The sequence below is a fragment of the Mycolicibacterium vinylchloridicum genome (assembly GCF_013404075.1).
Classification (GTDB): domain Bacteria; phylum Actinomycetota; class Actinomycetes; order Mycobacteriales; family Mycobacteriaceae; genus Mycobacterium; species Mycobacterium vinylchloridicum.
This window is the reverse complement of sequence record NZ_JACBJQ010000044.1, coordinates 26,169-45,618: the sequence shown is the minus strand read 5'-3', so window position 1 is coordinate 45,618 and position 19,450 is coordinate 26,169. Positions and strand designations below refer to the sequence as shown.

Annotated in this window: 22 protein-coding genes and 1 tRNA gene; 9 read left to right on the top strand and 14 right to left on the bottom strand. The window is 66.3% G+C overall.

Annotated features, from left to right (window positions below; genetic code table 11):
- From HPC46_RS26495 to HPC46_RS26465, 7 genes are all read left to right on the top strand, one after another.
- On the top strand, positions 1-512 hold a 512-nt coding region (locus HPC46_RS26495; protein WP_179475165.1), incomplete at its 5' end, for a hypothetical protein.
- An 85-nt stretch (positions 513-597) separates the two neighbouring features.
- On the top strand, positions 598-1,215 hold the full coding sequence (locus HPC46_RS26490; protein WP_179475164.1) for a hypothetical protein: 618 nt from the start codon (positions 598-600) through the stop codon (positions 1,213-1,215).
- A gap of 71 nt (positions 1,216-1,286) precedes the next feature.
- A complete protein-coding gene (locus HPC46_RS26485) occupies positions 1,287-2,276 on the top strand; it encodes a phospholipase D-like domain-containing protein (RefSeq protein ID WP_179475163.1) in 990 nt (329 codons plus the stop codon).
- The gene (locus HPC46_RS26480) at positions 2,269-2,856 is read left to right on the top strand and encodes a chromate transporter (protein WP_179475162.1); all 588 of its coding nucleotides are present in this window, start codon (positions 2,269-2,271) and stop codon (positions 2,854-2,856) included. Before HPC46_RS26485 ends, HPC46_RS26480 begins: the two co-directional genes overlap by 8 nt.
- A complete protein-coding gene (locus HPC46_RS26475) occupies positions 2,853-3,398 on the top strand; it encodes a chromate transporter (protein WP_179475161.1) in 546 nt (181 codons plus the stop codon). The genes HPC46_RS26480 and HPC46_RS26475 overlap by 4 nt, the downstream gene beginning before the upstream one ends.
- A 60-nt stretch (positions 3,399-3,458) precedes the next feature.
- Positions 3,459-5,831, top strand: a complete 2,373-nt coding sequence (locus HPC46_RS26470; RefSeq protein WP_179475160.1) for a lysylphosphatidylglycerol synthase transmembrane domain-containing protein — start codon at positions 3,459-3,461, stop codon at positions 5,829-5,831.
- 33 nt (positions 5,832-5,864) lie between these two features.
- Positions 5,865-7,742, top strand: coding sequence for a CocE/NonD family hydrolase (locus HPC46_RS26465; protein ID WP_179475168.1), 1,878 nt, complete (start codon positions 5,865-5,867; stop codon positions 7,740-7,742).
- A 17-nt stretch (positions 7,743-7,759) separates the two neighbouring features.
- Here the strand turns inward: HPC46_RS26465 and HPC46_RS26460 are convergent, their stop codons facing one another.
- From HPC46_RS26460 to HPC46_RS26435, 6 genes are all read right to left on the bottom strand, one after another.
- Entirely contained in the window at positions 7,760-7,969 is a 210-nt protein-coding gene (locus HPC46_RS26460; protein WP_179475159.1) for a hypothetical protein, read from the bottom strand.
- Between the two features lie 535 nt (positions 7,970-8,504).
- On the bottom strand, positions 8,505-8,651 hold the full coding sequence (locus HPC46_RS26455) for a hypothetical protein (RefSeq protein WP_171820011.1): 147 nt from the start codon (positions 8,649-8,651) through the stop codon (positions 8,505-8,507).
- Positions 8,652-8,973: 322 nt separating this feature from the next.
- Positions 8,974-9,321 (bottom strand): VOC family protein, encoded by a 348-nt coding sequence (locus HPC46_RS26450; protein WP_179475158.1) that lies wholly within the window; start codon positions 9,319-9,321, stop codon positions 8,974-8,976.
- 14 nt (positions 9,322-9,335) lie between these two features.
- Complete coding sequence (locus HPC46_RS26445; protein WP_456320167.1) at positions 9,336-10,403, bottom strand: IS110 family RNA-guided transposase; 1,068 nt, start codon at positions 10,401-10,403, stop codon at positions 9,336-9,338.
- Positions 10,404-10,651: 248 nt separating this feature from the next.
- Positions 10,652-11,872, bottom strand: coding sequence for an RtcB family protein (locus HPC46_RS26440; RefSeq protein WP_179475156.1), 1,221 nt, complete (start codon positions 11,870-11,872; stop codon positions 10,652-10,654).
- A gap of 49 nt (positions 11,873-11,921) precedes the next feature.
- Positions 11,922-12,004, bottom strand: a tRNA-Leu gene (locus HPC46_RS26435).
- A gap of 95 nt (positions 12,005-12,099) precedes the next feature.
- Here HPC46_RS26435 and HPC46_RS26430 point away from each other — a divergent pair.
- Positions 12,100-12,492: a hypothetical protein gene (locus HPC46_RS26430; protein WP_179475155.1), complete on the top strand. Its 393-nt coding sequence runs from the start codon at positions 12,100-12,102 to the stop codon at positions 12,490-12,492.
- Positions 12,489-12,848, top strand: coding sequence for a DUF3817 domain-containing protein (locus tag HPC46_RS26425; protein WP_179475154.1), 360 nt, complete (start codon positions 12,489-12,491; stop codon positions 12,846-12,848). Before HPC46_RS26430 ends, HPC46_RS26425 begins: the two co-directional genes overlap by 4 nt.
- Here the strand turns inward: HPC46_RS26425 and HPC46_RS26420 are convergent.
- The 8 genes from HPC46_RS26420 to HPC46_RS26385 form a co-directional block, all read right to left on the bottom strand.
- On the bottom strand, positions 12,838-14,292 hold the full coding sequence (locus tag HPC46_RS26420) for an MFS transporter (protein ID WP_179475153.1): 1,455 nt from the start codon (positions 14,290-14,292) through the stop codon (positions 12,838-12,840). The two genes, HPC46_RS26425 and HPC46_RS26420, sit on opposite strands and share 11 nt — an antisense overlap.
- A gap of 51 nt (positions 14,293-14,343) precedes the next feature.
- On the bottom strand, positions 14,344-14,955 hold the full coding sequence (gene rdgB / locus HPC46_RS26415; RefSeq protein WP_179475167.1) for an RdgB/HAM1 family non-canonical purine NTP pyrophosphatase: 612 nt from the start codon (positions 14,953-14,955) through the stop codon (positions 14,344-14,346).
- Positions 14,952-15,731, bottom strand: a complete 780-nt coding sequence (rph, locus tag HPC46_RS26410) for a ribonuclease PH (RefSeq protein ID WP_071942444.1) — start codon at positions 15,729-15,731, stop codon at positions 14,952-14,954. The genes rdgB and rph overlap by 4 nt, the downstream gene beginning before the upstream one ends.
- Before the next feature lie 102 nt (positions 15,732-15,833).
- The gene (locus HPC46_RS26405; RefSeq protein ID WP_179475152.1) at positions 15,834-16,607 is read right to left on the bottom strand and encodes a cyclic nucleotide-degrading phosphodiesterase; all 774 of its coding nucleotides are present in this window, start codon (positions 16,605-16,607) and stop codon (positions 15,834-15,836) included.
- 57 nt (positions 16,608-16,664) lie between these two features.
- Positions 16,665-17,486, bottom strand: a complete 822-nt coding sequence (murI, locus tag HPC46_RS26400; RefSeq protein ID WP_179475151.1) for a glutamate racemase — start codon at positions 17,484-17,486, stop codon at positions 16,665-16,667.
- Complete coding sequence (locus HPC46_RS26395) at positions 17,483-18,145, bottom strand: rhomboid family intramembrane serine protease (protein WP_179475150.1); 663 nt, start codon at positions 18,143-18,145, stop codon at positions 17,483-17,485. Before HPC46_RS26395 ends, murI begins: the two co-directional genes overlap by 4 nt.
- Before the next feature lie 25 nt (positions 18,146-18,170).
- Complete coding sequence (locus HPC46_RS26390; protein WP_179475149.1) at positions 18,171-19,175, bottom strand: PLP-dependent cysteine synthase family protein; 1,005 nt, start codon at positions 19,173-19,175, stop codon at positions 18,171-18,173.
- Positions 19,172-19,450, bottom strand: coding sequence for a MoaD/ThiS family protein (locus HPC46_RS26385; protein ID WP_179475148.1), 279 nt, complete (start codon positions 19,448-19,450; stop codon positions 19,172-19,174). Before HPC46_RS26385 ends, HPC46_RS26390 begins: the two co-directional genes overlap by 4 nt.

The window sequence follows — 19,450 nt, the reverse complement described above, 5'->3', positions numbered from 1 at the left end:
CACCGCCCCCGGCCCCGCAGGGCTTCATCCCCCCGCAGGGAACCATCACGGATTCGCTCAACGGATTTGCAGACATCCTCGGCGGTCCCGCAGGCAACCAGCTGCTGCTCGGACAAACGCCCGCCCCGGCGCTGGCGGGCACCGCACCCGCGGCGCCGCCCGGCGCCGACATCCTCAACGGCGCTGGGTTGTTGATGGCGCAGAACAACGGCATGCCGACCCCTGATCAGACGTCCCCGTATCAACTGGGACCGGGAGCGGACGGCCCGTTCGCCAGGGTGAATCAGTGGAAGGGTGTGCACGCCTTCCTGCACGGCGCACTGGGCCGTATGCCGGCCGACCAGCTCGGGCAGCCGTTACCTGGAACCGCACCGGCGCCGGGAATCAACATCCCGGCCGGACCCGAACAGTTCCTGCCGGATCCGGCGGCGCCGCCGCCTCCCGGAGCGCCCCCGATACCGGCAGACCCCGCGTTGCCGCTACCGCCGCCTGCCCCCGCACCGGCGGGCTGATTCGCGTCCTCGCCGCCGTTCTCGACGTCGCCGGTCCCGTCGCCGACTACGGTGTGACGAGGACCGAGGCCACGAGGGGAGCGGGATGAGCCCACACGATCGGACGTCGGCGACGAGGCTGGTGCTCGTCGCGTCGACCGCGATCGGTATCGCGCTGGCCGGAGCGGCAACTGCACTGGCAGATCCCGGCCAGGACGATCCCGCGATTCCGCCCGCCCCGCCGGCCGGATACATTGCGCCCGCCTCGACTGTCGGCAGCGCACTCGGCCAGGCCGGCGCACCTGCCGCGGGACCGCTGGGGCTGCCCGATCTGTCGGCCTACGCACCCGGACTTCTGCTGGGGCAGAACCCGATTCCGTCGGCGCCGGGAGCACCGGGTGTCGTCGCGATCCCGGATCTGCATGCCTTCGACAGCCAATATCTGCTGCCGCAGAACGTGACCCCCGCCGCGCCGGGCGAGGGTGTCCCGGACGCAGGCATCGGCCCGTCGGCCGATGCGCCGGGTACCGGACGGCTGGCGTTCCTGCAGCGCCTGCACGAGATGTATCAGGGCGGTTCGCTCGACGGCGCGTTGCTCGGCCAAGTCCCCTACGAGCAACTCGGCGAACCGCTGCCGGGTACCGCTCCGGGCCCCGAGACCAACGTGCCGCCCGGACTGGGGTTTGGCCTGGCAGACCCGGCTGGTCCCGCGCCCGCGCCGTGACCGCGACGCGCCCACGACATTCACCCAACGGCAAAGTTTCCGGCAGGTTCTGGTGCTAGCATCCGAAACCTATGCCTGCAAACGCCCCGCGCGTGATCGTCGAGCCAGACGACGGTGTGGACCCAGTCCGAGAATTCATCATGAGCGCGCAAAGCTCGCTTCTGATAAAGCAATTCACCTTCACCGAGCCCAGCTTGATCGCAGCTGCGATCGATCGGAAGAAGGCCGGCGTCGACGTCCGGATCATGCTCAACCCGCAGCGTTCGGGCGGTGACCGGGCGAACGACGAGAGCTATGAAGAACTCAAGAACGCCGGCATCGACGTTCAGTGGTCCAGCCCCAAATTCTATGTGACGCATGAGAAGTCGATCGTCGTCGACGACAGCGCCGCCATGGTCGCCACCTACAACCTGATGATCAAGTACTTCACGCTCACCCGCGACTACGGGATCATCACGCACGACCCGCAGCATGTGGCACAGATCATCGACGTCTTCAACGCCGACTGGGAGCATCGCGACTTCACACCGCCCCGATACGAAGGACTGCTGTGGAGTAACTCCAATTCGCGCTACCACATGGCTCGATTCATCGACACCGCAGAACGCAAGCTGTACATCCAACACCCGAAGTACGTGGACGCCGTGATCCTCGACCACATCGCGGCCGCCGCCCACCGTGGGGTGAGGGTGCGGGTGTTGTGCGGGGGCAAGCACGGCATCAGCGAATGGGACATCCTCGATACGTTCGCCTCTCTTCGGACGCTGCGCCGCTTCGGCGTCGAGGTCCGCAAGCAGAAGAATCTGCGGGTGCACGCCAAGTTGTTGATCGTCGACGGCAGAGAGGTTCTGGTCGGGTCGATGAACATCGATCGCAGCGCTTTCGACTTGCGCCGCGAGCTCGGCATCACCACCGACGACCCGGAGGTTGTGGCTCGACTCAAAGCGGTCTTCAAGAGCGACTGGCAGATTTCCAATCACTACGAGCCGCCGGACCCACTGGAGCAGAACCGTCCCGTCGAGGACGAGTTCCCGCATGACCATGATCTGGTCCATGAGTGAGCCGGGCCCAACCCTGGAGAAGGTCTCCCTGCTGGAGATCGCCCGCACGTTCAACCACATAGCGCTGGCGTCGTTCGGCGGCGGCTTGGGGGCATGGTCGCGTGAGGTCATCGTCGTCGAGAAGAAATGGCTGGGCGAGGAGGAGTTCCTGTCCGCCATGACGATGTGCCGGATCGTCCCCGGCGCCAATCAAGTGAATCTGGCGGTCTTCGTCGGAACCAAGATGAAGGGCCTCGCCGGCGCGGTCGCCGCGTTGATCGGACTCTGCCTGATACCGGTTGCGATCGTCCTCACCCTGGGCTTCGTCTACTTCACCTTCAAAGAGGTGCCTGCGGTGAAGGGCGCCCTGCACGGCGCCTCGGCCGCCGCCGTCGCCCTGACTCTGGCGATGGTGATCCAGACCGGCCAGAAGTGCCTCAAGGGCATCATGCCGATCGCCTTCTTCCTGGCCGCCTTCGTCCTCAACGGGTTGATGCGCTGGCCGTTGTTGACGACGCTGGCGATCCTGGCGCCGCTGAGCCTGATCTGGGCCTGGCCGCGCAAGAAACCCGAACCGGACCCAGAGCCGGTCCAGGCATGAAGACCTTCCTCGCACTGATCGGGATGTTCGGCTCGCTGTCGCTGCTGTCGATCGGCGGCGGCAACACCGTGCTGCCGGACATGCATCTGCAGGCGGTGACCGGCCACCACTGGCTGACGAACTCCCAATTCGCCGACATCTTCTCGATCTCGCAGGCTGCGCCCGGGCCGAGCATCCTGATCGTCTCGCTGGTCGGGTACGCCGCGGGGCTGAGCGTGGCCGGGGTGTTCGGCGGCGTTGTCGGCGGCGTGCTCGCGACGATCGCGATGGTGGTGCCTGCCGCGGGGCTGATGTATCTGATCACCATGTCCTGGCAGAAGGCGCAGAAATCGAAGCTGCGGTCCGCCGTGGAGAAGGGTTTCGCGCCGCTGACCGTGGGGCTGATCCTGGCCAGCTCGGTGGTCATGAGCAAGGCGGCCGACCACGACTGGCGGGCCTATCTCATCACCGGCGTCGCCACCCTGATCTTCGTCCGGACCAAGACCAATCCGCTGATCGTGGTCGGCGCCGCCGCGCTGCTGGGCTACCTCGGCTTCGTCTGACGCATCGCCCGGCAGGCACCAATGAGACCTGCCCGGGACTTCTCGGGATAAGTTTCACCGATGCGAGTCGACGGGCGTGAGGTTGCCGTTTCCGGCGACGTGCTGCTCCCGCTGGCTCGACGGACCAACGACATCGTGCGGCTCGGGCTGGCGACCGTCGTCCTGGCCGTCATCATCACCAGCTCGCTGATCACCCGCAACGACTGGGTCGGGCTGGAGAAGTCGGTATCGCGGATCGTCGGGGTACTCACCCCCACCCAATCCAACCTGGTCTATCTGGCCTACGGCATCGCGATCCTGGCACTACCGTTCGTGATCCTGATCGGGCTCATCGCCGCACGGCAGTGGAAGTTGTTCGCGGCGTATGCGGCCGCCGGGTTCCTGGCGGTGTTCTCGCTGTCGATCAGCGGCAACGGTATCGCCGCCCCCCGCTGGCATTTCGACCTTTCCGAGCGGCTGTCGAGCACCCTGTCGCAGTTCCTCGACGATCCCCGCTGGATCGCGATGCTCGCCGCTGTCTTGACGGTCTCCGGGCCGTGGCTGCCGGCGCGCTGGCGCCGATGGTGGTGGACTCTGTTGCTGGCCTTCGTGCCGATTCACCTCGCGGTCAGTGCGGTGGTTCCGGCCCGCTCACTGCTGGGCCTCGCGGTCGGCTGGTTCGTCGGCGCCCTGACGGTCTGGGTGGTCGGTACCCCAGGACTCGAGGTGCCCCTCGACGGCGCGGTGCGCGCGTTGTCCCGCAGAGGATTCCTGGTGACCTCGCTGACGGTGGTCCGTCCGGCCGGCGCCGGCCCGTTGGAGTTGACGGCGGCCGACGACGCCGGCGCACGCGTGGTCGTCGAGATGTATGGACCGAATCAACGCAGCGGCGGCGCGATGCGCCAGTTCTGGCGGTGGCTGATTCTGCGCGACGCCGAGACGGCACCGCTGCAGGCTTCGATGCGCCGCGCGGTCGAGCACCGCGCGCTGATGACGATCGCGGTCGGCGATCTGGGCGTGTCCAACACCACCACGATGGTCGTCGCGGCGCTGGAGCGCGGGTGGACGCTGTACGCGCACACACGGCCGCTCGGCACCCCGATTTCAACCGCGTGCGATGACGCTCTCGTCACCACGATCTGGGGTTCGCTCGGTGTACTGCACCAGCACCAGATCGCCCATGGCGACCTACGTTTCAAAGAGATGACGGTCGAGTCGGGCAAGGTGTTGTTCGGCGGCTTCGGCAGTTCGGAATACGGGGCGACCGATGAACAGCTGCAATCGGATATCGCGCAGCTGCTGGTGACGACGACCGATCGGTTCGGCGCCGAGCCGGCCGTCCAGGCCGCCGTCGACATCTTGGGCATCCAGACCGTTCTCGACGCGTCGCGCCGTCTCACCAGGGCGGCGGTTCCGGCGCGAATTCGCAAGTCGGTCAACGATCCCAAAGCCGTCATGGCCGCCGCGCGCGACGAGGTGAAGCGGCAGACCGGGGCCGACGAGATCAAGACGGAGACCATCACCCGCTTCACCCGCAAACAGGTGATCCAGCTGGTGCTGCTCGTCGCACTCGTCTACGTCGCGTATCCGTTCATCAGTACGGTGCCGACCTTCTTCAACGAGCTGCGCAACGCGAACTGGTGGTGGGCGCTGCTCGGGCTGGCCGTGTCCGCGCTGACGTATGTCGGTGCGGCAGCGGCATTGTGGGCCTGTGCTTCCGGGCTTGTGCGTTTCGGCAACCTGGTCATCATGCAGTTCGCCAACACCTTCGCCGCGACCACCACGCCGGCCGGGGTCGGCGGGCTGGCCCTGTCCACACGTTTCCTTCAGAAGGGCGGACTGGGGGCGCTGCGGGCCACCGCGGCCGTCGCACTACAGCAGGCCGTGCAGGTGATCACCCATGTGACCCTGCTGATCTTCTTCAGCGTCGCCGCCGGCGCCACCGCCGACCTGTCCCATTTCGTGCCGAGCACCACACTGCTCTACCTGATCGGCGGCGTCGCACTGGGCATTCTGGGCACCTTCCTGTTGGTGCCGCGCGCACGCCGCTGGCTGGGTACGGCGGTCCGCCCGCGCATCCAGGAGGTCGGCACCGAGTTGCTCGAGCTGATCCGTGAACCCAAACGGCTGGCGATCATCGTGCTGGGTTGCGCCACAACGACTCTGGGAATGGCGCTGGTGCTGTGGGCCAGCATCGAAGCTTTCGGCGGTGACACGACGTTCGTCACGGTGACCATCGTGACGATGGTCGGTGGCACCCTCGCGTCGGCGGCACCCACACCCGGTGGCGTCGGCGCGGTGGAGGCGGCTCTGATCGGTGGCCTCGCCGCCTTCGGCGTGCCCGCGGCCGTCGGGGTACCCGCGGTGCTCCTGTACCGGGTGCTGACGTGTTGGCTGCCGGTGTTCGCCGGCTGGCCGATCATGCGGTGGCTCACCGCGAAGGAGATGATCTAGCCGCGGACTGCGTAGCGTGGAGACGTGCTGGCGATGCGCGTCCTGGCGGTGCTCTGCACGCTCGCTCTTGTGCTGACGGCGTGCGGCGCGCCGGGCAGGCCCGCCGCGGACTCGGCCTGGCCGCCGTCGAGCGGCCGCGGTCCGTGCGGGGTCACCAAGCAGACCGATGTGGCGGCGCGGATGCGCGACGGCACGATCCTGCGTGCCGATGTCTACCGGCCGGACAGCGCCGAACCCGTCCCGGTGATCCTGATGCGCACCCAGTACGGAAAGTCGGGCGCACAGGTCCAGCCGTCGCGCTACCAGAGCCCGGACTGGTTCGCATCGCACTGCTATCTCGTTGTCATTCAGGACGTTCGGGGGCAGGGCGCCTCCGGCGGAACCTTCAGCGAGTTCACTCATGACCGCGACGACGGTTATGACTCGGTGGAATGGGCCGCGGCGTTGCCGGGGTCGAACGGCAAGGTGGGCATGTACGGCTCGTCCTACGTGGGCGCGACGCAGTGGCTCGCCGCGACAACCGCTCCCCCGCATCTGGTCACGATCGTGCCTGCCAATACCGCCTCGGACTATTTCGACGGCTGGATGTATGAGGGCGGCCAGTTCCGGCTGGCGTTCGTACTGCCGTGGGCGATCGGGCTGGCGACCACCGCGGCGACCAACCGGCACGACGACCTCACCGCGAATGCGCTGAAGTCGGCGTCGGCGGACCCGACCCGATGGCTGGACTTCAGGCCTTACCGGTCTCTTCCGGCCTTGCAACCCGCCAGTCCCGAGGTGGCGCCATGGTATTTCGACTGGATCGCGCATTCGTCACGTGACGGCTTCTGGCGGCAATGGAGCATCCGTGACCGGTACCCGTCGATCCGCGTCCCGGTGCTCGACGTCGAAGGGTGGTACGACGCATTTCTCGCCGGGGGGATCGAGAACTTCACCGGGATGGTGGACTCGGCGGGCACGCCGCAGGCCCGAACGAATCAGCGGCTGGTCATCGGTCCGTGGGACCACGTGGACTGGGGCCGCCATGGTTCCGAGCCGGCGCCGCTGCTGAAGGACATCGGCAGCGTCGGCGAGAGCCCGATCAACGAGTTGATGCTCGCGTGGTACGACCACTTCCTGAAAGGTGTCGACAACAACGTATCGGGTGCACCGCGGGTGGACTACTTTCTGATGGGCGCCAACAGGTGGAAGTCGGCGGACAGTTGGCCGCTGCCCCACACCGAGTGGAGCCGCTACTTCCTGTCGGGCGACGGGGGGATGGGCGCGCGAACCGGCACATTGCGCACCGGCGCCCCTCCGGCGGTTCAGGCACCTGACCGCTACGTGTACGACCCGACCGACCCCGCTCCCAGCATGGGCGGGCATTCGTGTTGCGGCGCCCGTTCCGGCCCGCAGGGCCCCTACGACCAGACTCCGGTCGAGCAGCGTTCCGATGTCCTGATCTACAGCAGCGATCCGCTTACGGCGGACACCGAGGTGACCGGTCCGGTGACCGTCGACCTGTGGGCCGCGTCATCGGCGGCCGACACCGACTTCACCGCAAAGCTGATCGTGGTCAAACCCGATGGCGACGCAATCAACCTCAACAACGGCATTCTGCGGACTGCGTTTCGCGATTCGTTGTCGGACCCGAGCCCGGCCATTCCGAATCAGCCCCACGAGTACCACATCGCGATCTGGCCGACGAGTTATCTGTTTCGCGCGGGCGACCGGATCCGGCTGGAGATTTCCAGCAGCGACTACCCGCAGTTCGCGCCCAATCCGAATACCGGTGAACCGTTCGGTCTGAGCTCCGCGACCGTGTCCGCGGCACAGGCGATCCTGCACGACGCCGCGCATCCGTCGGCAGTGGTGATCCCGGTGATTCCGGCAAGCGGCCCGGGATCCGAACACTTCCCCACCACGCACTGAAGGGAGTGGGTGGGAGATCAGCTGCCGAGGAGTTCCCGCTCGGTCTCGACGTGGGTGCCGGTGTCGATATCATCGCGCGACGCGTCTCGATCATCGCGGAACCCGTCTCGACCGACGATGTGGGCAATGACCCAATGCAGGCCGATCACCAAGGCGCTGGCAAAGACCGACAGAACCAGCCACGCATCCGGGGGTATCGCCTTGGCAAGTCCCAACAGAGTTTCCATCGTGGGTTCCGTCCTCCGGTTGTAGGGCCCCACCCCGCTGACAAGCGCCCAGCTTTGACGTGCACGTGCAACTTTAGCGAATTATCGCATTTTAGCTGATCAAGATCGCTATTGGCTACGGTGAATCGTCAATGTGATACCGGTGCGACCACTGTGATAGACACCACGACCGGCAGTATCCCTGCCCGAGTGCCTGATTCGAGCGAGTGGCCGAGGGCTGCACCCACCCGGTTCCGCTACCCGCAAAGAGACTTGCGCCTATCCGCCATGGTATCGAGCATGCCTATAGCGATGCCAGCAAATTTTCTATGGAGCTAACAGCGCATTCTGGCGAAGCACGCGCCAACACTGACCGCAAACGGTGAAGGCCCCCTGCACAACGTGGCAGGGGGCCGGGAAATGTCTAATGGTTTGCGGCGCAGTACTTTTGGATCAGTTGGCGCACATTTGCGCTTGCTCGTCGATGTCGGTCACCAGCGACTGGACGTCCGGGACGCGGCAATCACTCGGGCAGCGCCCGCAGCGAACCGGGGAACTAGCGAGGCCGAACCGAATCGGCGGCGGCACCGATGAACACGGCGTAGGCGGCGGACATGGCGATCTGATCGATCATGTCGGCGTCACCGCCGAGCTCACGCACCTGATCTGCGATCGCGTAGCGGATCAGATCGACCGAAGTCATGATGGAATCGCTCATCGGTGGGCCACTCACTCTCGGTGCTAATCGCTTTCGGCTGTCAAGCAAAGCCACAATGCCGCCACCAGGAAGAAGATGACGTATACAACTTTGCCCAACTCGACCACCGTAGCTCCGATCTCACATAAGTACCTGAGACCGACCTTAGAGTTCTAACGTTAGCTTAGCTATGAGATTTGCAGTGTTGTGACTATGAGATCCAGCCGGCACGGCAAGAAGAGTGACGCACGTCACCTATTGGAACAATCTAACCTACCTCGACCGGATCCTCGCCGAGGCGGTCCCGGGCGCGCCGGATGGCGGCGAGCTAAGCGTGCGGCGCTACGCAGAACGCGTTCCCGTCGGGATCGGCGAGCACCACCCAGCCGAAGTCACCGAAGCTGTTGCGAGCGGTCTCGGTGGCGCCGAGCTCGACCAACCGGGCGACCTCCGCCTCGACGTCGTCGGTGGAGAAGTCGAGGTGCACCTTGTTCTTGCCGGGCGTCGGATCCTCCACCTGTTGGAAGGCCAGGCCGGGCCCGTCGGGACGACTGACCACGACGAAGAACGGCGGGGCGATCGGAGTGACCTGGCCGTCGAGCGCGCGTGCCCACCACGCGGCCAGACCTTCGGGATCGGTGGTATCGAACGTGATGTTCTCGGTCTTGAGTGCCATGGGTTTCTCCTATGTCAAGCCGCGGCCGGTTGGCAGGGCTGTTGTCGGGTTCTTTCGTCGGTGTGGAGGTGGTGGAACACCACACGGGCGAGCCGGCGTTTGAGGCAGCGCAGCGCCTCGGTGCTGGAGTCGCCTTCTGTTAGGCGGTGCCGGTAGTAGGTCTGGCCCATGCCCTCGAGGCGGATCTGGGTGACCGCGATCCGGTGTAGGGCAGCGTTGAGTTGTCGGTTGCCCGAGCGGGTCATCCGGACCCGGCCGGCGGTGTTGCCTGACCAGACCGGGATCGGTTCTACCCCGCTGTGGCGGGCGAAGGCTGCCTCGCTTTTGAAGCGGCTGACCCCGGCTGTTTCGCCGATGATCTTGGCTGCGGTCAGCTCTCCACAACCCGGTATTGCCAGCAGCGCAGGAGCGATCACGCGGACGCGTTCACCGATCCGCTTGGCTAGCGCGTTGATCACTTCGGTGAGGCGAGTGATGTCAGCGAGCTCGTCGCGAGCCAACTCAGCGACCAGACCTGACTGCGTGCTAAGCCAGTCACCCAGCAGGCTGCGGTGTTTAGCAAGATCCAAGGAGGCAGGCTTCGGGGCCCGCGACGGGTCGAGTTCATGTATCCGCCACAGCAGTCGATTGATCGTCGAAGTACGTTGCCCAACAAGGTCTTCACGACGATCGATAAGCAACTTCAATTCGCGCGACACCTCGTCGTGAGACGCTATCGGTAGATCGGGCTCACGTAAGTACGCCCGCGCCACTGCCAAGGCGTCAATCGGATCGGACTTGCCCCGGGTGCGCGCAGACTTACGTGTCAACGCCATCAACTTCGGCGGGACACGCACCACCTTTTGATCTGCGGCCAACAGATCGCGCTCTAATCGTGCCGACAGATGTCGACAATCCTCGATCGCCCAGACCAACTCAACGCCGAACTGAGTGCGAGCCCACCGCACCGCTTGGCGATGACCGGTGCTCGTTGCTTCCACGACCTTCTCACCGAGTTTGCGGCCAACCTCGTCGACGGCGACGAAGGTATGAGTGCGCTTGTGGACATCGGCTCCAACAACAACCATGGTGGTTGCCTCCATTCACTGTGAGGTGACAGTTGGGCCGGTCGGCGGACACATCTCAGTGGGGGCGGTGCCACGTTCCTATCAAGTCACGCCGGCCGGTCCTTCTCACCTGGTGCCGACAAAACGCATGAATGCCAACCCGAAGGCGGCAGCGACGCTACGAGCCAGACACCAGGTGATCAGGATCCAACCACCGCGATAGCGGCGACCTCACCCTGACACTGATGCGACGCTAGCCCAGGCAGGTGACACCCAGAACCCCCCTACGTGCCCTTGACGTTGAGCACCTGCCGCAGCTCGTGCACAACCTCCACGAGGTCAGCGGCATCGGTCATCACGGTGTCAATGTCCTTGTACGCGTCCGGGATCTCGTCCACCCACTCGTCGCCGTGCCGGTACTCGATGCCCCGCATACGGTCGGCGAGGTCGTCAGCGGTGAACCGGCGCCGCGCCTCCGCGCGGGAGAACCTCCGCCCAGCACCGTGCGGCGCCGAGCAGAGCCCGGCGGAATTCCCCTTGCCGCGCACGATGTAGGACCGCGTGCCCATCGACCCCGGGATGATGCCCAGCAGGCCTTCGTGAGCGTCGATCGCACCCTTACGGGTCAGCCACACATCCTTGCCGCCGTGCTTCTCCTTGGCGGTGTAGTTGTGGTGCGTGTTGACCGTCGTCTCGACGAAGTCGTTCGTATCACCCTGCGCGCCAACCCAATCACCGAAAACCAGTGCGAAGCGGTCCATCATCTCCGCGCGGTTCTCCATCGCGAAACGCTGCGCCCAGTTCAGCTCCCGCAGGTAGGCCGCGAACTCCGGCGTGCCCTGCGGAAGGTAGGCCAAGTCGGGGTGCGGCAGGTCGATCCACCACCGCTTACACAGCTGCTGCGCCACCTTGATGTGCTTCAGGGCGATCTTGTTCCCGACCCCACGGGAGCCGGAATGCAGGAACAGCCATACCCTTTCAGCCTCGTCGAGGCACAGCTCGATGAAGTGGTTGCCACCGCCCAGCGAGCCGAGCTGCTCGCGCCACTTCGGTGAATGGGACAGGTCGACGTTGAGGCGAGTCTTGTCCTCACCGTCGTCACCCGGCCAGGCAAGGTTCTGAAGCGCCTCGATGCGCGCCGCCGTGAACGGGAACCGATCCACGTCGTGGTTGTAGTTCCCCGGCGACAGCGGTATGGCCGACTCGATCGCCTTCCGCAGCGCGGACATGTCGCGGCCCGCAAGGTCCTCGGCGGTGAACGTCGTTCGGGCGGCGATCATCCCGCAGCCGATATCCACGCCGACCGCAGCCGGGATCACCGCGTCGATGGTCGGGATCACGGTGCCGACCGCGGAGCCCTTGCCACTGTGGACGTCGGGCATCAGCGCGACGTGCGGGTGCACGAACGGCATGGCCGCCGTTTGCTTGGCCTGTTCGACGGCGTTGTCGTCGATGTGGGAAGCGAAGTTCAGCAGCTTATGCCCGTCGATCCGGTGCACAGTCATGACTTGAATTGTCCAGGCGTTGTCGAGCCAATATTTCGGACCGTGTGAGTGCGGGCGGAGGGACTCGAACCCCCACGCTCTTTCGAACAATGGCACCTAAAGCCATCGCGTCTTCCATTCCGCCACGCCCGCAATGTCCAAGATCCTACGTGACTGAACCGGAGCCACTAGCACCTGAGCATCACGCACCGGTGAACCCATAACCGCTGGCACGGTACCGTCGTAGTGTGTCCACGACCCGCCGCCGCCGGTTCGGCCTGATCATCTTGGTGATCATTGCCGCATCCGGCTGCCTGGCGCTGGGCTGGTGGCAGTGGAGCAGATTCGAGTCGACGTCGGGCACCTTCCAGAACCTCGGCTACGCCCTGCAATGGCCGATGTTCGCGGGGTTCTGTGTGTACGCCTACCGCAAGTTCATCCGCCTTGAAGAAACTCCCCCAGCAGCGCCGTCCTTATCGGAGTCGATCACCGAGATCCCGGCCGGATTGCTGCCCGAACGGCCCACGGCTCAAACCGCCTCCGACCAACCCGACCCCGCCATGCGCGAATACAACGCCTACCTCGCCGAGCTGGCCCGGGCCGACAAGGCCCAAGACGATCAGAACAGGACCACCGCATGACCGCACCCGAGTCGCCCAAAGCAGACGAGCAGACGGGCGTCCCGAACGAGACGATCCGCAAAGCCCTCAACGGCTACCGGGTTCTGGCCTGGACGACGGGCATCTGGCTGATCGCGCTCTGCTACGAAATGGTGCTGAAGTATGTCGTGAAGGTCGACGACCCGCCGACCTGGATCGGCATCGTGCACGGCTGGGTCTACTTCATCTACCTGCTGTTCACCGCCAACCTCGCGGTCAAGGTGCGCTGGCCGATCGCGAAGACCATCGGCGTGCTGCTGGCCGGCACGATCCCGCTGCTGGGCATCATCGTCGAGCAGGTGCAGACCCGCGAGCTGAAGACCCGCTTCAACCTCTGATCAGCGGATCGTCTTCGAGCTCGAGCTCGTCGGGCGACCACTCCTCGACGGCATCTTCTGAAGTCGGGATCGTCACCGCGACGACCGCGGCCAGCGCCGCGACGCCGGCGGAGATGAGCAACGCGATCCGCAGGCCCTGCAGCGATGGCATCGTGTGCCCGGCATAGCTGATCGTCATTGTCGCGAGCACCACACCGATCACGGCACTGGAAATCGACGTGCCCAGCGACCGGGCGAGCGCGTTGATTCCGTTGGCGGCCGCCGTCTCGGAGACGGGCACCGCGGCGTTGATCAAGGCAGGCAGCGACGAATACGCGAAGCCCACCCCGAGGCTGATCGCGACGTTGACCACCATCACCGCCGCCGGACTGCCGAGCAACCACACCGCGCCGAGGTAGGCGGCCGCGATGATCGCCGCACCGCACACCAACGTGAACTTGGCTCCGCGGCGACCGGCCACCCGCGCCGCGATCGGCGAGGCCACCATCATCGCCAGCCCGCCCGGCGCCAGCCACAAACCCGCTTGCAGCATCGACTGCCCCAGGCCGTACCCGGTTCCCGTGGGCAGCTCGAGCACCTGCGGTGCGACCAACGAGAGCGAGAACATCGAGAAGCACACCAAGATCGCGGCGACGTTGGTGGTCAGGACCGGCCGGCGCAGCGTCGTGCGCAGATCGACCATCGGCGCCGCGGTCCGGAACTGCCAACGGGCGAAGAGGGCGAACACCACGACGGAGACGACGAACAACGACAGTGTCGTCGAACTCGTCCACCCCCAGGTCGAACCCTTTGAGATCGGCAGGAGCAGCGTCACCAACCCGGTGGTCAGCAAGACGAAGCCCAACGGGTCGAACCGGTCGGCCGAAGTGGCCGGAATGTTGGGCACCAGGAAAGAGAACAGCAGCATCGCCGTGACGCCGAGAACGCTTGCGCCCCAGAACAATGTGTGCCAATCAGTCTTCTGGGCGATCACCGCCGACAGCGGCAGCCCGAGCGCACCACCGACCCCCAGCGACGAACTGATCAACCCCATCGCCGAGCCGACCCGGTCGGCCGGTATCGAGGCCCGCAGCACGCTGATCGACAGCGGGATGATCGGGATGCCGAAGCCCTGCAGCCCGCGCCCGACGATGAACGGCAGCAGCGAGCTCGTCATCGCGGCGATCAACGACCCGACCGTCAGCGTGGCGGCACACACCATCAGCATCGGCTTGGGCCCGTACATGTCGCCGAGCCGGCCGAAGACCGGTGTGGTCACCGCGGCGGTCAGCAGGGTCACCGTGATCGCCCACGACGCGTTGTCCGGGCTGGTGTGCAGCAGCGTCGGAAGCTCCGGAATCAGGGGGATCATCAGCGTCTGCATCAGCGACACGCTGATGCCCGCGGCCGCCAACACGGCGATCAAGACCCCGGGGTGCCCCACCCGGACCGAGTGACGACCCATCCGGGCATCATGACACAGTTAGATGCGCTAGAAAAATGCCGCAAATCTTCGTCAGCCGGCCAGCGCGCGCAACGCCGGAATGAGCAACGCCAGCGCCCGGCCGCGGTGCGAAGCCGCGTCCTTCTCCTCCGGACGCAGCTGCGCCGCGCTGCGGGTCTCCCCCTCGGGAACGAACAGCGGGTCGTAGCCGAAGCCGCCCGCGCCGCGCGGCTCCCTGGCGATCGCCCCGGGCCACTCCCCGCGCACGACCGCGCAGTCGGCGTCGCCGGGACCGTAGACCACTGCGCACGCCGACACGAACGCCGCCGCGCGCCGCTCGTCGGGCACATCGCGCAACTGCGCCAGCAGCAGTTCGTTGTTGGCGCCGTCCTTGCCATGGACCCCGGCCCACCGCGCCGAGAGCACACCCGGCATGCCGTTGAGAGCCGCGACCGTGATCCCTGAGTCGTCGGCGACGGTCGGCAGGCCGGTGGCGGTGTAGCCGTCGCGCGCCTTGGCCAACGCGTTCTCCTCGAAGGTGGCACCGGTCTCGGGTGCCTCGGCGAAGGGCGGCACATCGTCGAGCGAGACGAGGGTCAGTCCGGATACGCCGGCGGCATCGAGAACGCGGCGCAGCTCGGCCAGCTTCTTGGCGTTGCGGCTGGCGACCAGTAAACGAGTCAGGACCCGAACGCCTTCTTCGACGGCGGACCTTCCGGCAGCACACCGGGATACGGCAGCTCGAGTGCTTCGCGCTGCACGGCGAACAGCGTCTCGCAGGCGCCGAGCGCGGCGTCGAGCATCTTGTCCAGCGTCGAGCGCGGGAAGGTCGCACCTTCACCGGTGCCCTGAATCTCGACGAGCGTTCCGGTGTCGGTGGCGACGACGTTCATGTCGACCTCGGCGCGCGAATCCTCCTCGTAGGGAAGGTCGACGCGCACCCGGCCGTCGACCACGCCGACGCTGACCGCCGCGATCGCACACGACAGCGGGCGCGGATCGGACAGCTTGCCACCCGCGGCCAGATACGTGACCGCATCGGAGAGCGCCACGTAGGCGCCGGTGATCGCCGCGGTCCTGGTCCCGCCGTCGGCCTGCAGCACATCACAGTCGATGGCGATGGTGTTCTCCCCGAGCGCGGCGAGGTCGATGCAGGCGCGCAGCGAGCGGCCGACCAGCCGGCTGATCTCCTGGGTACGCCCGCCGACGCGACCCTTCACCGACTCGCGATCCGAGCGGGTGTGGGTGGCGCCGGGCAACATGGCGTACTCCGCGGTGAGCCAGCCCTGCCCCGAACCCTTGCGCCAGCGCGGCACGCCTTCGGTGACGCTGGCCGTGCACATCACCCGGGTTTCACCGAAGGCGACGAGCACCGAGCCGGCCGGATGCGAGGTGAAGCCGCGGGTGATGGTGACCGGCCGCAGCTCGTCGTCGAGCCTGCCGTCTTGTCGTCTGGACACGTCGCAACCCTAGCCGAGGGACAGGCACGGCCCGAGGGTGCGTGAAATGCTCGCCGCGACGGCGTGTCGGTGTGCGGACACGCACGCTCGTCGACGAGACAGTCAGTGGCGACGGACCTCGATGGTCTCCCCGCACACCACGGCGTGGACAGGTCCGTCGAACTCCGCCTTGGCCTCGCTGATCACGTCTTCGCGCGAAGTCCACGGCGGGATGTGGGTGAGCAACAGCTCACCGACACCGGCGCGCGCAGCCATCTGGCCCGCCTCGGTGCCGGAGAGATGCAGATGCGGCGGCCGCTCCGGTGCATGGGTCCAGGACGCCTCGCACAGGAAAACGTCTGCGCCGCTGGCTAACTCGATGAGCGACTCGCACACCCCGGTGTCACCGCTGTAGACCAGGGTGGCACCCGTCGGGTCGGTGATCCGCATGCCGAACGACTCGGTCGGATGCGTCACCAGTCGCGGCAGTACGTTCAGCGCACCGAACTGCACGGGTTGGCTGTCCTGCCAGTGATGGATGTCGAAGATGTCGGAGAAGTCGTCGAGCTCTCCGCCCATCGGCGACGATGCGGCGGCCAGCCGGCTCCAGGTGTCGCTCGGGCCGTACATCACCCCGCGGCCCTTGGCCGGGGTCGGGTGGTAGCGGCGCCAGACGAAGAGGCCGGGCAGGTCCAGACAGTGGTCGGCATGCAGATGCGAGAGCAGGACGTGCACGTCGTTGGGGTCGGCATAGCGCTGCAAGGCGCCGAGGACCCCGCCGCCGAAATCAAGGACGAGGGGTGGGGTATCCGGTGCTGTCAGCAGGTAACCAGACGCCGGCGAATCAGGTCCGACAACGCTGCCGGAGCAACCAAGGATGGTGATTCGCACAGCCACTAGCTTGCCATGCCCAGATGCCGCAAGAGGAAAACATCACGGGTTTGGACATGAGAATCACTTCGTCGCTCTGACGTGACGCTGAACAGGGTGGACACCGGTGATCGCCGGCCCGAGGAAGCGCGCGGCCAATGTCGTGAACGCCTCGGGATCCCCTGTCGCCTCGAACAGCCGGGTCGCCGGCGGAGCCTCGTGAGGTCGCAGCAAGTCGCCCTCGGTCAGCACTTTCAGCAAGTCTTTGGCCGTCTCTTCGGCGCTGGACACCAGCGTGACCGAATCCCCCATCGCCAGCTGAATCAGCCCGGACAGCAGCGGATAGTGCGTGCAGCCCAACACCAGCGTGTCGACCTGCGCGCGCTGCAGCGGCTCCAGGTATCCCTCGGCCAGGTTCAGCACCTGCCGTCCGCTGGTGACGCCACGCTCGACGAAGTCCACGAAACGCGGGCACGCCACCGCCGTGATGTCGATGTCGCGGGCGGCGGCGAACGCATCCTGATAGGCCTGCGAGGCAATGGTGGCCGCAGTGCCGATCACGCCGATATGCCCGGTGCGAGTGGTGGCCACGGCACGCCGCACCGCCGGCAGGATCACCTCGACCACGGGCACGTCGTAGCGTTCGCGCGCATCGCGAAGACAGGCCGACGACGCGGTGTTGCAGGCGATGACCAGAGCCTTCACCCCGCGGTCCACAAGGTCGTCGCCGATGGCCAGGGCGTGCGCCCGGACCTCCGGGATGGTCAGCGGGCCGTACGGTCCGTTGGCGGTGTCGCCGACATAGATGATGTCCTCGTCGGGCAGCTGGTCGATGATCGAGCGAGCAACGGTCAGCCCGCCGACGCCGGAGTCGAAGATGCCGACCGGCGCGAAACGGTCGCTCATGAGGTCAGGCCGGGAAGCTGGCCGGCCTTCTTCCGTTCGCGTGCCTTGCGTTCCGGACCGGACAGCCAATAAGCGGCGAGCACGCCGGCGATCGCGCCGCACAGGTGTCCCTGCCAGGACACCCCGCCGCAGGTGGTCAGCTCGGGCAGCGCACCCCACAGCACACCGCCGTACACGAACAGCACCACGATCCCGGTGACAATCCACCAGATGTGCCGGGTGAAGAAGCCGAAGACCAACAGGAAGGTCAGCCAGCCGAAGATCAGCCCGGAGGCGCCGATGTGGTTGGTCTCCAGCCCGCAGCCCACGTTGCCGATGACCCAGGTGCCGAATCCACCGACGATCCAGATGATCGCGGTGGCCCAGACGAATCGCGCCATGCCGGTCAGCGTCACCAGGAAGCCGAGCACCAGGGCCGGCACGGTGTTGGCGGCCAGATGCTGCCAGTTGGCGTGCAGAAGTGGCGAGAAGACGATGCCCCACAGGCCGTCGGTTTCCAGTGGCCGGATGCCGTTGCGGTCCAGCGAGTGCCCCGAGAGCTGATCGACGATCTCGATGACGTAGAGCAGCGCGACGAACGACAGGATGGTGGCGCCGCCGACCTTCCACGCCGCCGGCTTCTTCGGCTGCGGCGGAATGGTTGAGTACGGCTGGTTCATCTCTGTGTCACCGGAGCCTCCGCGTCTATGCCCAGAGCTGGCCTTCCAAAGCCTCTTCGGCTTCGTCCAGGCTACCGGCGTACGCGCCGGTGGACAGATACTTCCATCCGGCATCACACACCGTGAACGCGATATCGGCACGCTGACCAGCCTTGACGGCCTTGGCCGCCACGCCGAGCGCGGCATGCAGGATGGCGCCGGTGGAGATGCCGGCGAAGATCCCTTCGACCTGGATCAGCTCGCGGGTTCGCCGCAGCGCGTCGAGTGAGCCGACCGAGAAGCGGGTGGTCAGCACCTCGGGGTCGTACAGCTCGGGGATGAAACCCTCGTCGATGTTGCGCAGCGCATAGACGCCTTCGCCGTAGCGCGGCTCGGCGGCGACGATCGCAACGTCGGGGACGTGCTCACGCAAATAGCGCCCAACTCCCATCAACGTGCCCGTCGTACCCAGCCCGCCGACGAAATGGGTGATCTCGGGCAGGTCTTTGAGCAGTTCCGGACCCGTGCCGCAGTAGTGCGCGTCGGCGTTGGCGGGATTGCCGTACTGATAGAGCATCACCCAATCGGGGTGCTCGGCGGCCAATTCCTTGGCGCGGGCCACCGCGGTGTTCGAGCCGCCCTCGGCGGGCGAATAGATGATCTGCGCGCCGTAGAGCTCGAGGATCTGCCTGCGTTCGATCGAGGTGTTCTCCGGCATCACGCAGATCAGCCGGTAGCCCTTGAGCAGCGCGGCCATCGCCAGCGAGATGCCGGTGTTGCCACTGGTCGGTTCGAGGATGGTCGCCCCGGGTGTGAGTAACCCGTCGCGCTCGGCCTGCTCGATCATCCGCAGCGCGGGCCGGTCCTTGATGGATCCGGTCGGGTTGCGGTCCTCGAGTTTGGCCCACAGCCGCACGTGCGGAGCTGGGTCCGATGCTCTTCGCGCAAGCGGCTCATCGGCGCCGGTGCCGTCCCAGCGCGGCGACAGCCGCGGCAACCCGACCAGCGGCGTGTCGCCGACCGCCTGGATCAACGAGCCGTAGCGGGTCAATTCGCCCCGCCCGCGACGGCGGGCAGGATCGTCACCGAATCACCCTCGCCGATCTCGGTGGCCAGCCCACCCGAGAAGCGGACGTCCTCGTCATTGACGTAGATGTTGACGAACCGGTTCAGCTTGCCGCCGTCGACCAACCGCTCGGAGATCCCGGAGTAGTTGGCCTCCAGGTCGGCGATCACGGCCTCCAGCGTGGCGCCGTCGGCGCTGACGCGCTTCTCGCCGCCGGTGTGGGTGCGCAGGATGGTGGGGATGGACACCTCTACGGACAT